General features: G+C 44.4%; 10 protein-coding genes. 9 read left to right on the forward strand and 1 reads right to left on the reverse strand.

Annotated elements, in window-relative coordinates; translation table 11 throughout:
- Window positions 1-134: 134 nt before the first annotated feature.
- The 7 genes from ACE1TF_RS03685 (at window position 135) to ACE1TF_RS03715 (ending at window position 12,447) form a co-directional block, all read left to right on the forward strand.
- Entirely contained in the window at window positions 135-2,528 is a 2,394-nt protein-coding gene (locus ACE1TF_RS03685; protein WP_375014356.1) for an McrB family protein, read from the forward strand.
- On the forward strand, window positions 2,497-4,956 hold the full coding sequence (locus ACE1TF_RS03690; protein ID WP_375014358.1) for a DUF2357 domain-containing protein: 2,460 nt from the start codon (window positions 2,497-2,499) through the stop codon (window positions 4,954-4,956). Before ACE1TF_RS03685 ends, ACE1TF_RS03690 begins: the two co-directional genes overlap by 32 nt.
- Window positions 4,957-5,972: 1,016 nt before the next feature.
- Entirely contained in the window at window positions 5,973-7,502 is a 1,530-nt protein-coding gene (locus ACE1TF_RS03695) for a plasmid pRiA4b ORF-3 family protein (protein ID WP_375014360.1), read from the forward strand.
- A gap of 275 nt (window positions 7,503-7,777) precedes the next feature.
- The gene (locus ACE1TF_RS03700; RefSeq protein ID WP_375014362.1) at window positions 7,778-8,314 is read left to right on the forward strand and encodes a hypothetical protein; all 537 of its coding nucleotides are present in this window, start codon (window positions 7,778-7,780) and stop codon (window positions 8,312-8,314) included.
- A 704-nt stretch (window positions 8,315-9,018) separates the two neighbouring features.
- Window positions 9,019-11,148 (forward strand): M14 family zinc carboxypeptidase, encoded by a 2,130-nt coding sequence (locus ACE1TF_RS03705; protein ID WP_375014364.1) that lies wholly within the window; start codon window positions 9,019-9,021, stop codon window positions 11,146-11,148.
- 373 nt (window positions 11,149-11,521) lie between these two features.
- Window positions 11,522-11,857 (forward strand): pyrophosphohydrolase domain-containing protein, encoded by a 336-nt coding sequence (locus ACE1TF_RS03710; RefSeq protein WP_375014366.1) that lies wholly within the window; start codon window positions 11,522-11,524, stop codon window positions 11,855-11,857.
- Between the two features lie 383 nt (window positions 11,858-12,240).
- A complete protein-coding gene (locus ACE1TF_RS03715; RefSeq protein WP_375014914.1) occupies window positions 12,241-12,447 on the forward strand; it encodes an SEC-C metal-binding domain-containing protein in 207 nt (68 codons plus the stop codon).
- Window positions 12,448-12,473: 26 nt separating this feature from the next.
- Here the strand turns inward: ACE1TF_RS03715 and ACE1TF_RS03720 are convergent, their stop codons facing one another.
- Window positions 12,474-13,328: a LysR family transcriptional regulator gene (locus ACE1TF_RS03720; protein ID WP_375014368.1), complete on the reverse strand. Its 855-nt coding sequence runs from the start codon at window positions 13,326-13,328 to the stop codon at window positions 12,474-12,476.
- Window positions 13,329-13,443: 115 nt separating this feature from the next.
- On the opposite strand from ACE1TF_RS03720, the gene ACE1TF_RS03725 reads away from it, so the two are divergent.
- Together ACE1TF_RS03725 and ACE1TF_RS03730 are read left to right on the forward strand one after the other, a co-directional pair.
- Window positions 13,444-14,523 carry an isocitrate/isopropylmalate dehydrogenase family protein gene (locus tag ACE1TF_RS03725; RefSeq protein WP_375014370.1) on the forward strand — a complete coding sequence of 360 codons (1,080 nt, stop codon included), beginning with the start codon at window positions 13,444-13,446 and terminating at the stop codon, window positions 14,521-14,523.
- Window positions 14,507-15,331 (forward strand): DUF6282 family protein, encoded by an 825-nt coding sequence (locus ACE1TF_RS03730; protein ID WP_375014372.1) that lies wholly within the window; start codon window positions 14,507-14,509, stop codon window positions 15,329-15,331. The genes ACE1TF_RS03725 and ACE1TF_RS03730 overlap by 17 nt, the downstream gene beginning before the upstream one ends.
- Window positions 15,332-15,492 lie beyond the last annotated feature (161 nt).

Consider the following 15,492-nt stretch of genomic DNA (forward strand, 5'->3'; position numbering starts at 1 on the left):
AAAGCATTATATATAACTAAGGCGCTGATACTTTGCTAAACCAACTACTAAGCGAATACATAAAACAAATTAGGCACATGGCTCTCTTGAACAGTACCAACACTGCTCTAGTACAAATAGAGAATGAAGTAGTAATGCTGCAATTAAATAGTGGTGTCACTAAGAGCATCCCTTTCGAAACGTTCAACAATGCTTACAATGATCTACTCGGCTCGGGTAACTACGATTTTGATGATCAGGACGAATCGTTATACGTTGCAAGCCTGCTATCGGGCCTTCCGTTTATTGATGTTTCTGATGGGGATCAAAAGCTTGTCCGTAAAACTTTTGATACTGAGGATTTACCAGTAAGTTCTGTAAAGGATGTGCTGGTATTTCTTGATGAACTGGCTGAGGGGACGTACACGCCGGATCGGTTAAGTGAAGAACTGAAGGGTAATCAGAACTTATATAGAAGAAAAACGGGTGCAAGGCAAACGTTAAGGATGCTCGGCATCCTAGACCAGAATCACCAAGGCACTATTAGGTTTGGAAATCAATCTGACCGAAATGAACATATTAAAAAGAATGTATCTATACAGCCGTTTTTTCAATTCGTTATGGCTTTGCTGGAGATGTTGCAGCATGTCGATAAGGATACGGCTAGAGGTTTGTTGCTCCGAGTTGTAGGCAATGTTGTACGGAATTCGCGAGGAGAGAATAGTATTACCGAATCAGTGGCGGAGAAGAGGCTTGCTCATACGCTGGATTGGCTGTATAGCTTCAATTTTATTGATAAGAATAACCGGCCGAAGCAAGGAGACGAGGAGAACATGGATACTAACCTAAGAGAGACGTTTGCGAATATTTTAGCGGATTATACTGAGGCAACGAGTGAGAAGTTCTCAAAAGAGAACCCGGTGTATCAACTCGTCAATCATACAGCTTCTAAGGAGTTAAAGAAGTTGCCGTTTGTTACGGATCAATACATCGTTAAGACGTCTGTCGGTCAAGGGAATTGGACGTTCACGCCGTGGATTGCGTTTCTACATAAAGAGGTTACTCGGTCGACTCAAGATGGTTTCTACATTGTGTATTTGTTCCATGAAGAGATGAGCAAGTTGTATCTAGCCTTTGCACAAGGTGTAACTAATACGGATGCTGAGACTATGAAGAAGGTTAAAGAGGATATACGGACACGTATTGAAATGAACGAAAAAGTAAAAAAAGATGACTCTGTGGATCTCGGGGCAGGGCAGCGGGCTCGAGGGTACGCGGATTCGACAGCTGCGTATATTGAGTACGAAGCTGGGAGTCTTCCTGCTGAAGAAACGTTAGTCGAGGATTTAGAAATGATGATTGGGTACTATGAAGCGTACATTTCTTTTACAAATAAGGAACGAGCATACGAAGATTCTGCCACTGAGATTAAAGAGTCTCCGGCTGAATTTGAGCCAAAGCATGTGGTCGACCACATTCATAACTATATTAGTAGTAAAGGATTTTACTTCGAAAAGGAAGAAGTGACGAATCTGTATTTGTCTCTTAAAACGAAACCGTTTGTTATTCTTTCGGGCATTTCTGGCACGGGGAAGACGATGATCGTTCGTTGGTTTGCTGAGAGTGTTGGGGCAACTGAGAAGAACGGGAGGTTCACCGTTATTCCTGTCCGCCCGGATTGGAGCGATGGAACAGATCTGATTGGCTTTGAAGACTTAAAAGGCGATTTTAATCGTGGTCCAGTGACGAATGTCATACTAAACGCCATTGCAGATCCAGATCGTCCTTATTTTGTGTTGCTCGATGAAATGAATTTGGCGCGTGTTGAATATTACTTTAGTGATTTATTAAGTGTAATGGAAAGTAAAAAGTGGCAAGGCGGAAAGCAAGTAAGCTCGCGTTTGTTACCATTTCAACTTGACGGTATGGACGTTTATTTACCGTCAAACGTGTACCTCATCGGTACGGTGAATATGGATGAAACGACATTTCCGTTTAGCAAGAAAGTGTTAGACCGAGCGAATACGATTGAATTCAATCGTGTTCGTCTAGATCATTTAGATTTCTTAATGGAAGCTAAAGAAAAATCTTCAATCATGCTCCATAATAACCGGTTGGAGGCAGAGTTTTTAACACTGAAAGATGTGTACGCACATACCCCTGAGTTTGTAAAAGAGGTTACGAATGAACTTGTTCGGGTGAACGAAGCGCTTATGGAAAACGGATCTCACGTTGGTTATCGGATTCGAGACGAAATCAGTTTTTATATGGTATACAATGAGCGCGACGGTTTATTAACTCGAGAAGAAGCGTTTGATTTATGTTTACTACAGAAAATATTACCGAGGTTGTCGGGCAGTGATGCGAGAATGAGAGAAGTGCTCGTAAAGCTATTTGAAGTGTTCACCAATCAGCGTATTAACGAATTTGCTGAGATTAGTGAAGAAGACATACAACTTGCAAAATATCCAAAGAGTACAATGAAAGTGGTTGAGATGCTGAGGGGGCTCGAACAAGATGGCTTTACATCCTTCTGGATCACCTCTTGAAGAAATTGAGCTCGTTCAAATTGAAACAGCGGACTTTTCGTTTGTCATTAAGGGTAGGGCTCATCATCCGAGGTATGAGGGGCTAAAAGCCTATCGGAGTATGGATTTCCATGATGAGATGAATTTTTCGTTTATGGGCAAAGATGTTGAATCGGTCAACGTATTCGATGTTGAGCAACAGAAGCTCGTATCCCAAAAGGATCATCAATTGCGTCCGATTTTCTTTGAGCAAACGACCTATCAGTTTTTAATTATTCCTAAAGAAGGCAAAGAGTTGGAATTCTATCATGAACATCATCTTTTTAGACAGGCAGTGAGCGAAATAACGATTGGATCTCAATCGCTATTAATGGGGCAGATTAACTTTGGGAGTGAAATAGGGTTCTCCACTTTTGAAATCCATTCAAATAACGAGCCCCTACTCACGGTAATGATCGAAGTATTTCCGGCAAAGTTGGATTACAAAAACGATTATAAGAAATTACTCGACGAAGTAAATGATGAGATCTACAATTTGGCTTATCATTTTCTACGTAGGACACATTTACATGCAAAAATAAAGTTGGACGGGCAACCAACGCTGGCAGAATTTTATCGGTTGTTCGTTTATCACTTTGAGTCATTTATTAAAACGGTCACGCGTATTGAGCAGCAACCCCATCATAAGCTACAAAAGAAGTATGAATGGGTACGAGCGGACAAAGTGAAGCGGCTTGATTCATATGGTCGAAAACAACTGCGAAAAAGTGCGCGATTATTTGTCGAGCATGAACGAGGCATAGGGGTCGGTGATCAGAAATTATTACCGACGAGAGGATTAAATAACCAGAAACAAGTCGTTTATAATACTGATGAAAATCAATACATAAAATGGCTAATTGAACGGTTAATTGAGAAGCTAGAATCACTCGTAAAGCAATTGGCAGGAAATCGTTCGTCTCAAACGATTGATCCTTATTTAGATGTTCAAGAGAAAGTACAAAGGATGATTCGTGAATTAAAGCAAAAACGAGCATCAACGTTTTGGCAAGAAATTAAAGCAGCTCCGATGGCCCAATTTAGCACCGTTTTGCAAATGGCTGCAGGGTATCGAGATGCTTTACAAATCTATCTCACCGTTTCAAAAGGTTTGTCTCTCTTTGGACACAACTATCAGATGTCGGTTAAAAATGTAGCTGAGCTTTATGAATACTGGACGTTTCTAAAGATCGGCCGGATTTTAAAAAACCGATACACGCAAGTAAGTCAGGACATCGTTTCTGTAAATACGAATGGGTTGCATCTGAATCTAGATGCAAATCGTCGTGCAAAGCGAGTGTTCGAGCACCCAATCACGCATGAGAAGATCTCATTGACGTATCAAAAGCGGGAAACAAACCCAACAACTGTTCAGCTACCAGACGTTGTCCTGAGTATTGACAAAAAAGGGAAAGATGGACCGTTTAACTATGTGTTTGATGCAAAGTATCGCATTGATTTTGCTTTAGATGACACGTATTATGGCCGACGTTATAACAGTCCAGGTCCTTTGGAAGAAGACATTAACACGATGCATCGTTATCGTGATGCGATCGTCCATAAAAAGAACGGCCCTTATGAGAAAACGGCATTTGGCGCCTATGTGTTGTTTCCGTTTGGATTTGAAGAAGGATACCGTAATCACCACTTTTATAAAAGTATTGGTGATGTAAATATTGGCGGGTTGCCTTTCTTGCCTTCTGCTACAAAGTTAGTTGAAGAAGTGATCGATAATTTGATCGAAAAAAGCGATGATGAGCTGCAAGAAGAGGGAATTCTACCTCAAGGCTCGAAGCAGAAGTGGCGGTCTGAATTAGAAGAATATGTGCTTGTATCCAATATCGAAACATATGAGAATTATGCAGAGAGTGTTCGACGTGCACGACTAACAATTCCGCTGCAAAAATTGAATAAACATTGGCGAAAAGCAAAATACATTGCCTTGTATGTGAGTAAACGTGTGAAGGAAACCAATGGTGTTGTTCGTTATGGTGAAATTTGTGATATTTCCATTCAGAATAATTCCGTATCGTTTGACATTGATTCATGGCGTACGATCGATCCGATAAAGCCGGTTCAATACGGGGTTGCACATACAACGATGACGACGTTTTCACAGTTACAAGACGCCAAAGAATTGCCTGAGCTTTTTATGAAAACGGAAGAAGAAACTGTCGTCTGGAAGTTGCTACGAAGAGTATCTGATAGGGTCGGAATCGAACTTCAAGAGAAGAAGCTTGAAGATAACGAGCGAATTGATAAATTTGTTGTTAAAGACATTGAAGTAACGATAGAACAGGATAAGGTTCTGTTTCAGAGAGGCACCACGAGCAAGAGTTTTAATATTGAAGAGTTGGATACATCGTTGTTTAGAGTGTTTCGCGAATTAGTGTTGATGATGGAGGAATGATCCTTATTATGGGCGGTGTCATTTAATAAAGAAGCGAAAACACGGCTTATTACTACAGAGATGGAGTATTTAATACGGAAATGATCTACGATACTGCAGAAGTCTGGGTTTGATTGGTGAAGGTTTTTTCAGTGGCGTGGGGAGTCAATTTGGAGTGAGCAAAACCTTCTGCGTTTTCGAAAGATCTTTGTTGAAAATCCAGATGTGTCTGGTGGCAGTTTTGATGAGAAGTTTGCAGGGCAACTTAAAGGTGAAAATGAAGCAATTTAAAGGTTGGCTATTGAGTTGAATGATTTATACTATTTGTACCCGGCTTTATAAGTTGAACTAAAGAATTTCTTAAAAGAACCAATGGAAGGTTGGTAAAGTGGAAACTGTGCTCGAGTTGTGACCGAACTGTTCTCAAGTTGGGAGAAATCCCAAGAAAAGCGGTATTTTCTCATAAACTAGGGAACAGAATGAGCAAACTCGGTCACAGATTACAAGGTCACGTGTACATCGCCGCCCTGATGTACCCACAAGCTGTCGGCGCGGTTCGTGCCGAACCGAGTCCGATTTGGCTTCGGCCCCGCTGGGGCCGACAGGGTGCCACTTATAGGAATTGAATCTGCGCTCTAGTTGGGACAAACTGCGCATGAGTTTAGCGGAATGAGCGCCAAAATCGTTAAACTAGGCAAACTTGCGCGCAAAATGGTACCCAGCACCGCGCTACACCTCCAACCCAACAGCGCAAATCAGTAAAATCTTACGTTGATTCTATATAGCAGGTCTTTCTCGTTTGAAACGAAGGTTATGACAATTGCAGATTGGGGAAACCTTGATATTACGTATGTTAATCACGATTGGAGCAACAGGGAAGTTCTATACGGTTAGTAAACTTGAAGAGTTGTATTTATCGTGCTCGTTTCCCTTTACAGAACTTGTGCTGAATATCTCGTCGGCACGCCTAGATAATTAAAAAAAGCCCAGCACACCAACGCTACTTTCTAGTATGCTTGGGGAAAGGATGTGATACGGTGATTTTTAAGTTAAAGATTCAGTTAAGCAATCTAAGCCCGGCAATTGAACGAACGATTCTCGTTGATGGTCAAACGACTTTTGGTCAATTGCATGATGTTATTCAGTTTGCATTTGGCTGGGAGAACAGTCATATTCATGATTTTAAAGCGGAAACTGAGGAAGGGGAAAATGTCGTCAATCTTTTTGGTAATAAGATGAAATCCATCATTACGAATCCTGATATGGTTTTTGATGCGCTTACTGAGCCGTACAATGAAGCGGAGGAAATTATCGCTGACTGGTTTAATGGTGAAGGGGATGAAATCGAATACCTTTATGACCCTGGCGACGATTGGTTGCATGCAATTAAACTCATGAAGGTCATGGAAGGACGCAAGGAATGTCCTGAGATTGTTGAGCTCAGTTACTTTGCACCTGAAGAAGATTCCCGGAGCGAATGGCCGGAAGATGAGTGGATGGAGTCTGGTCGTCACGAGGTTCCTGACCAAGAAACAGAAGAGCTGTTGATGAGTGAGAAGAATGGGATGATGTGGTCACAACGCTTTCGTCTCGGGCCAGCAGATCTGTTTATTGACAACATTTGGGACAACCTTCTCACTGAAACAACACGATTCAAAGCGGCAGCGCCGTGGCAGATGTTAAATTCTGATGATATTATCGCCATAAAGCACCCAGAAATGGAAAAAATGCTGTATTGCAGTGTCATGGGCGCTCTCGGAGAGATGTACGGCATGGCCGTCTACCAAGGTGATGAAGGGTTGAAATCGCTACTTGGCGTGCTAGAAGGAACAGAAGACGGACTGAATCAGAAATGTTTGATGCTTTCTTTCGATAATCGTAATGACTTAACGAACCGGGATTACCGGTTGATTAAAGATGCAGGGCACACGTTCCGAGGAAAAAATGCGTGGCCGTTGTTTCGGTCGTTCAGGCCTGGATATCATCCGTGGCATATTGAGCCAGAGGAAGCGGCAGAGTTGAAGTTGGCGATGGAGCAGGTCATTGAAGTTGTGCGCGAGTACGAGGAGCCGCCAGAAGGTAGGGTGTTTGCGCGCATTCCTACTATGACTGAGGAAGGCGCAGAGTGGCAAAGTGAAATGATCGATTTTGAATATAAGGAAGTAGAAAAAGAGGTACAGCCGCTGCCCGTTGAGCAGATTAGGCAAGTACAAGCTGCGGCTAGGCAGATGGATGACGTTCTTGAGATTGATGTGCGGTTATTTCCTGAACCAGTGCAAGATCAAAAAGGCGAACGGCCTCACTTTCCAATTCTGTATGTCGCATTTAGCCAAGGGATGGGTATCATCGCAGATCACAAAATGATACATGTCGAAGAGGAATCGGATCTTCCGCAAATGATCATTGATCATTTCCAAAAGACCGGATATTACCCAAAGCAAATGAACATTCAAAGCGAGCGGGCGTACAACGCTATAGCCGGTATTGCACAGACGATGGGCATCGAAGTGAAAGAAGGACCACTGCAGAATTTGAACGGTGTGTTAAGGGAGATGGGGATGTTGTAGGGAAGTGTGGGTGTGGACTTTGAGTGAATGTGGACTTTGAGTGAATGTATAATCTAGAAAGGATCGCGCTGAGTGTGTGGAGTGAAGTTTGCTCCGCATATTATTTTTGGGGCTTGTTTAATTACCATACAGTGAGTGCTTGGAAGAGGTATGGGAATGGGTGCGATACTGAAATGTGGTAAGTGATCTCTTCTCGTACCCATACGCATGCATTTAACAGATCTCCCCACCCGAACTACTATAATAAAATTACCTAATCTGATCGGAGCACACACATGAACGAAAAATCATTCTACTTATCAAAGAAACGAACGAACTTAATTATTTTTATGTGCGTGTTGGCCGCTCTAGTTTTGTTTGCTTTTGCGTTTCTTGCATGGATGAATCCGGATGGACAGGGCGCCGTGCCACTTATATTGGTTGCGCTTCTTGTGCTTGGCTGTATTCCGATGATTTCTACGGTTACGGAAGATGCAGGGGCGATCATTACGGTTACGGATGAGGGCGTGAGGTTTACCGTCGGTCTCGTTCCTTGGGAAGATTTGTACTCTGTTCACTTGTATCGCAATAACGTCCATACGTACATCGTCTTTATTACACTTGACGATGCAAAATATGAAGAAAACTTTTCTAGTCAGAATGCCAGTTTTGTTTATGACTGGCTAAGGAGTGAGGGGATTCCGGTATTTAGTTTTGACTATCATCATTTGAACAACCGAAAGGAATTACTGCAAACGCTCATGGATTATGGCGTAGCGGTTTACGATGTGAAAGGGCGACCGGTGAAACATGAGCGGGGAGAAGTATCTTAGAAACTCGGCAACACAAAAAGCCGCTATCCCTACAGAGTGGTTTTTTGTTGCCGAATTACCCGTCAACACACCCGTACGATTTAGCCACTCTATACGATTCAACGCAGGTAATCTGAAAATCTTTTGAGCGACTATCTCTGGAAAGAGATCGGGTTTCCCGGAATGCTGAGACGGTTAACGAAGTCTTTAATGTCTGCTACTTCTTTGTTTCGTCGACCACCTCCACGAATATTCCCTAATATATTTCCGAGCAATTACCTTTTCTGGACACATCTCCACAGGATAAGTGCTGTTTCTATCCAACTCTTAAATCTACGCCTTAAAGAGATAACCTTCTGTATTCGGAAACTATGAAATCCTCTGTTATTCGTGAGCATAGCCTCATTGCTTTTCATAATGTACGAGGGTCGTGACATACACGGATCGCTTACTGCACACATTAGTGGCATCAATTAGCCCAAGGCTTTAAGTGAACCTACTAGTGAACGGTACCTATGCGGTGGTCGAAAAAAAGTAACTGCGTCTTACTAACTGAAAAAGTTAATCGGGTCATTGATCGTGCATGAGGAGCTGAATAACCTTCCCCCTAGACAATTCCTCCCGACATCATACATTTTCGGACTATCTCTTCCCCTCCTGACAGGTGATTCGCATCCCGAAGGAAAACTTATTTAAGGACTGCAAATACAAGGAGGGAAATGTGTATGCACTGGAAGAGAGTCGTTCCGATGGCGGCAATGCTTGCTGTACTGCCTGCGAATATGGCAGCGGCGGATTCGCCTGAGGATGCGTTGGAAAAGATGGACCGAATTCTCGAGATTGAGAAAGAGGATACGGGTGATGGGCAAGTGATGATGCGTAGTACGAACTTTGATCCGTCTGAGTGGATTCGGTATGATGATTTGTTGCCGGAGCTGGAGCGGATTGCAGAGCTAAGCGATGGGGAGCTCGACATTGATGTGCTTGGCCAATCCCAGCGTGGGCGGGATATTTATTCTACGCGCATCGGGACGGGCGACGAAGTGATTCTCATTACGAGTGAAATTCACGGCAATGAGAATTTCGGTACGGAATCGTTAGTTTCCCTTCTGGAGACGCTTGCGACGAGTGATGAGGAGGAAGTTCAGTTCATTCTGGATGAGATTACGGTCGTGGCGGTTCCGAAGTTCAACCCGGACGGGGCGGAACTTGTGCAGCGTCAAAATGACATTACGTGGGACGAGGTCGTTGAAAACCATCCGCAATTGGAAGGGGCGGAGCCTGCTTGGAACTATAACGAAAGCAGACAAGGGTTTGATGTGAACCGCGATTTCAATGCGGACTTGGATTATGTACCTGAAGCAGCTGACCTTCCGGGCAATACGGCGAATTTTGGTTTCTTTTTATCGAATGAGTCACAAATTTTAAGAGATTTGTATCAAGAGTTGCAAGCGGAGTTTGGCGGGGTTGAGGCGTACGTGGACCTTCATCAGATGGGCGCGAACAATGTAATTGAAGGGACAGACGAACCGGTAACGATTGCCCTTGACTATCCAGCGCTTGGACCAGATGGAAATCCACGCTATGCAGACGATTATCCAGAGTGGGATCAAGATAAATCGCGCAAATACGCACTTGCGGCAGCCAACGGTGTGAACGAGCGGGCGGACGGTGGTGTCGAGCCTGGGTTGGCGCGGTATGTGCATCATTCTACTCGGGATTTACCTGGACAAGCTCGTCATGCGTTTGCCCTAAATGGCACTGGGACGGTATTGTTTGAAATGCCGGGCCAGCAGCCGAGTGCACCGTATGATCAGAACCTCATCGACATTATGGAAGACGGGCTGTGGGGCATTCTCCATCATATGGCAGACGGCATCGATCAGCTCGATGGCGATGACTTCTATGAGTTGCCGAAGTATTGGCCGGACACACCGCCAGTGTCAGAACCCGCACAATTTGCAACCGACTTTACAGAGAATACAGTTGGCGAGTCACCTTCGGATTGGTCACCGTTCTGGCAAGCACGGGCTGACCAAATTGCCGTACTTGACTTGCCCACACGCCTTCAATTTCTGACTGGGTCAGGGGTCCGTGGTCTCGTATCAGACAGTGTTGGTGAACTGTACGGAGATACAGAAATCTTCGGGCTCGTTCGTGGAAATGATATTCACCGGACGATGTTTGAGCTTGGCTTCCATATGTCTGGGTCTCCGGGAAGTGAGAATGGCATTTACGTAGATGCGCAAATGAATACGAATGAAGTGCGGATTATGCAGCGTAGAGGGGGCAGCACGTCTGCACTTGAAACGGCAGAACTGCCGTTCACGTTAGAAGAAGACGAGTGGTACCGCGTGTTGCTCAAGCGTCAAGCTGAATCGGTGCAAGTGAAAATGTGGCCGGATGGCGCCGAAGAACCAGCCGATTGGCAAGTGGTGACGATTCAGAGCAACATGTTCGGCGGTAAAGCCGGTATTTCCCATTCAACGCCAGGGAATGTGAATGAATACGCCTACGTCGGTGTCGGCATCGGTGGGCTTGAAGCGCCGCAAGCTCCTGATGATCTCGTCAATCCTGTTGACCCTAACCTTACGGCTGAAGACATTCGCGCCCTAGTGTTTGACTTACAAGAGTCAGGAGACATTACCGACGAACGAGTCGTAAGAACGCTAACCCTCCACCTTACCGCAATCGCCAATTACGAGCGACGGGATAATGGAGCAAAAGTGCTCGAGCATATGGCGAGCTTTGAACTGTTGCTCGAACGTTACTCTGACAACGAGATGATTTCCCGGTATGGGAACTACATGCTAACCCTCCACGCTGAAGCGTTGATTGCAAAGTGGACAGATTAAATTATGAATTAAGAAGGGATGCCGAGTCATACGTGGCATCCCTTTTATCAACTGTGTATAAATTTGACGTAGCACTGTTCCGTAAATAAACGACACTCTACTTCCAAAGACTTCCTGTATTCTGTAATAACTCTACGCTTTGAAGCGTTCATTATACCCAACCCGCTACTCCTTCTTAAAAACCTTCCTGATTGTTTTCAGAGTCGAACAAGTTAGAAAAAAATAATGGTTAGAGAGCTCATAATATGTAGTGTCGTTTGAAGTAGCTCCACACGCGTCACCCGTTGAGTTCGTACCAAGTGATGCCGTCGTTTTCAACTGCGCATGTTTGTTATCATTAAAGACAATAACCTCTATGAAAAGGATGACGCTTATGCCTACGTACAACAAACTTGTAAGAGATCGGATACCGGCAATCATTAAGCAACAAGGTAAGCACCCGTCAACGATCGTTTTGGCAGACAAGGAATACGAGCACGAGCTCCGCAACAAGTTAAATGAAGAGGTCGAGGAATATTTGACGGCGTCAACAACGCAAGAAACGCTAGAGGAACTTGCCGACATAGTCGAAGTCGTATATGCTCTAGCGACCGCTCACGGCAGTTCAGCAGAGCAAGTAGAACAGATTCGTGCAAACAAGCTGGCAGAGCGCGGTGGTTTTCACGACAGAGTTTTTCTGGAACGGGTTGATGACGACAACAACGATTAGTCTTGGGCTGATTTGCACAGGTAGTTGTAGTTCGGACTACAAGTGCAACAGCGGTGGTTAAAGACAGCCACCATGTTTTCTATGTACTCCAGAGCACAAGTGCAACAGCGGTGGTCAAAGTACGCCCACCGTGTTTTCTATGCTGTCCAGAGCAAAACGGCGACGCGGTTCACGTTTCTGCCTCCTGGCTAAGGTGTGTGGAAAGAAATCCAAATGCCCCATATATTTATTAATGTGACAATTGGGGAAGAAAAATCATCATTTTAAACGTGGATGCGCACATAAACGGAGTCAACTGTCACAAATGTTGCGATTTGTGACAGTTGCGTGCCCAAAGTGCCCGGTTTGAGAGCTGGATTGTCACATACGTGACAGGTCATCACATGCTTGTGCCAAGTGGTGACCCTTGGTCACGACTTTCCACCCCAAGTTGGGAGCTCAAAGGCCATAGACCAAATGAAGTGCCCGGTGAATCAGCAGGGAGCCCGCGTAACAATGTCGTTCCCTTCAAACCTGGCCCGAAAGTGGGGCGCAACGAACCATGCCCGTGCGGAAGTGGGAAGAAGTATAAAAAGTGTTGTATGGACTAGCCTAGAGTTGTGAAGTGAGCCTTGCTTCACAACTTTTTTATATGCTCCACGAATTTCTGAACGAGGTTCAGATCGGTTGTTTGTTGTTTATAGACAAGTCTCGTCGGCCACATGATGTTCTCCCCGTTTTCAGTTTGAATGGGTTGAATCGTTAAACGGGAGTCTCTTGGGATCATCATTTCAGGGGCGATCATATAGCCTAATCCTTGTTCACAAAATTTCTGAGCTATTTCCATCGTGCTCGTCGTTATACTTACGCTAGGGGGTTGTTTATACTGGTCTCGCCACCAATTATCAATGATTGCCGTCAAGTACGGGTCGGTTTGATAGAGGATCCGTTTATTGTTTGGTAACTGATCGAGAGGGATTTTCTCGGTAGCGAGAATGCATATCCGCTCTTCTGTAAGGGTTAGTTGTGCATCAGTCCAATGGTGGTCCCCTCGAACGATGCCGACGTGCACATCGTCTTTATACACCGACTGGATGATCTCTTTATTAAAGCCGTCGGTAATCGTATAGCTAACATTCGGGTGCTTGTGAGAATAGGCGTGAAGAATTTCAGGGAGAAGGTGGAGAGCGGCAGAACGAGACGCACCGATGCGAAGTGTCCCATGAGGTTCTTCCTCCAAGTTCCATAGATTTTCTTGCAGTGTTCTCATATTTGTTAACAACTTTTCTGAGTGTTTAAGTAGATACAATCCTTGATCAGTAAATTCTACCCCTTTTCGTCCTCGTTTTATAATCGTAATTTCGAGCTGCTTCTCTAGTTGTTTAATCCGGTGCGTAACGGTCGGTTGCGAGATAAATAGTCGATTGCCTACTTTCGTGAGGTTGCCTTCTTCATGAATAGCTTTAAGAATCTCAAAATCTTTAAAATCCATTATTAATCCCTCGTTATTTGTATTTTTAATTACACACAATTAATATAATCTATTTTTTTAATAATTCACTTTAGTATACACTGAATGAAAGTGAAGTCGTAAAGGGGAAATGAACGTGAACAGTTACAAAGTTGCGGTGTTGGCTGGTGATGGCATTGGAAAAGAAATTATCGAGGCAAATCAACAAGTGATCGAAGCTTGTGTCGATGCAACCGTGTTAGACATTGAATGGGTCGCTTTGCCGATGGGGTGGGAGGGCATTCATAAAGAAGGAACGCCCTTATCAGAAAAAACGAAAGAGACGCTTCAAACGTGTGATGCATGGATTTTAGGTCCGCATGACTCTGCGGCTTATCCCCAGCAGTTCAAAGGAGAACGTAACCCGAGTGGCGAGCTGCGTCATCATTTCGATTTGTTTGCGAATGTTCGCCCTGCCAAGTCGATGCAAAAATCAAATGCACGAATCCGTGATATGGACCTCGTTATCTATCGAGAGAATACGGAAGGGTATTATGTGGATCGCAATATGCATACTGGTTTAGGAGAATTTAAAGTGACAGAAGATGTTGTCGTTTCCACCGGGGTGTTCACACGAAAGGCGATTACACGAATTGCTGAAGCCGCTTTTGAAGCAGCGATGGAGCGCAGAAAGAAAGTGACCATCGTCCATAAAGCGAATGTTATTCGCTTAGGTACAGGTTTCTTTTTGGAGATTTGTCGAGAAGTTGCCGATAAGTATCCTGAAGTAGACGTTGAAGATTATCATATTGACGCAATGGCCGCGCACCTCGTTCGAAGAGGTGGGGATTTTGATGTCATCGTTACGGAGAATATGTTTGGGGATATTTTATCGGATCTTACAGGTGAGTTAGCAGGAAGCCTAGGAATCGCACCGTCCATTAATACGAGTAAAACGCAAGCGATGGCACAAGCGGCTCACGGTTCAGCCCCAGACATTGAAGGGAAGAATATCGCCAATCCGATTGGCATGATGCATTCAACGGTGATGCTTTTTGAATGGCTTGCGAAAAAGCACGATGATGAGCGGCTTACTCGCGTTGCGAGGAAAATGGAGGAGAGCATCGCAAGAACGATTCACCGAAACATCGTTACGCCAGATTTGGGGGGAAGCGCTACGACGTCCTCGTTTGCTGAAGCCGTCTGTGCTGAGGTTGCCAATGGCACGGAGGTTTGACGGCATTGTAGATATGCACGTCCACTCAGCGCCTGATGTACGTGCACGTAAGCATGATGACCTTCAGTTGCTCGAAGCTGCACAATTGACTGGGCTTAAAGCGCTCGTCTTGAAATCGCACCATTTTCCGACGAGTGAGCGAGCATCGTTATTAAACCAGCTTTACCCGGAGGTAAGAACAATCGGGAGCATCACATTGAATGAAGCGGTGGGTGGACTGAATCCGAAGGCTGTCGAAGTGACAGCTTCATTAGGAGGCAAAATTGTTTGGTTGCCGACGATTGATGCAGAGAACCATAGAAGAAAAGCCGGTCTAACCGGAGGGGTTCGATTGTTTGAACAGGGGAAGCCTGTTTCAGCGCTTTGCCATATTTTAGAGATCATTGCAGACCGTGACTTGGTTCTTGCGACAGGACATATCTCTAGTGTGGAAATCGAACCTGTCATTCGGGAAGCGTTCAAACGAGGGGTTCAAAAAGTCGTCATTACTCACCCTGAATACCACATTGTGAACGTATCATTGAAGCAGCAACAGAAGTTGGTATCAGAATACCCCGTCTATTTTGAACGAACATTTGCTCAACCGCTAAAAGCCGGTATTTACAAAATGAACATGCAAACAAATATCGAAGCAATTCATCTTGTTGGTTATGAGTCCACGATCATCTCAACGGACAGTGGTCAACTGGAAAACCCGGATTGGGCAGATGCTCTTGAAGACATGCACGCACAGCTGCATAAACATTTCCCTGCCAACAAAGTGGACCAAATAATGAAGGATAACCCGTCCAAACTGCTTGAGATATAACGAATTTACCCACGCCCCCTGCTAGCCATCAGTTTTATTGATGATCAATACAAAATAATCTGATTTCACTTCTGGCTGAATATTTATTACTATTATATTTAATTGCTGTACAGACCTAAAGCATTCAGTTTTGTAAGCGGTTTATTTCAATAGAGAGCATG

Origin of the sequence: Geomicrobium sp. JSM 1781026 (assembly GCF_041949955.1) — a bacterium.
Taxonomy (GTDB): Bacteria; Bacillota; Bacilli; order Bacillales; family Marinococcaceae; genus Geomicrobium_A.

Excerpts from the sequence above, each read along its gene's own strand:
- ACE1TF_RS03690 (WP_375014358.1), top strand. The coding sequence starts at position 2,497 with ATGGCTTTACATCCTTCTGGATCACCTCTTGAAGAAATTGAGCTCGTT.
- ACE1TF_RS03730 (WP_375014372.1), top strand. The coding sequence starts at position 14,507 with ATGGCACGGAGGTTTGACGGCATTGTAGATATGCACGTCCACTCAGCG.
- ACE1TF_RS03705 (WP_375014364.1), top strand. The coding sequence starts at position 9,019 with ATGCACTGGAAGAGAGTCGTTCCGATGGCGGCAATGCTTGCTGTACTG.
- ACE1TF_RS03720 (WP_375014368.1), bottom strand. The coding sequence starts at position 13,328 with ATGGATTTTAAAGATTTTGAGATTCTTAAAGCTATTCATGAAGAAGGC.
- ACE1TF_RS03700 (WP_375014362.1), top strand. The coding sequence starts at position 7,778 with ATGAACGAAAAATCATTCTACTTATCAAAGAAACGAACGAACTTAATT.
- ACE1TF_RS03715 (WP_375014914.1), top strand. The coding sequence starts at position 12,241 with ATGCTTGTGCCAAGTGGTGACCCTTGGTCACGACTTTCCACCCCAAGT.
- ACE1TF_RS03710 (WP_375014366.1), top strand. The coding sequence starts at position 11,522 with ATGCCTACGTACAACAAACTTGTAAGAGATCGGATACCGGCAATCATT.
- ACE1TF_RS03685 (WP_375014356.1), top strand. The coding sequence starts at position 135 with ATGCTGCAATTAAATAGTGGTGTCACTAAGAGCATCCCTTTCGAAACG.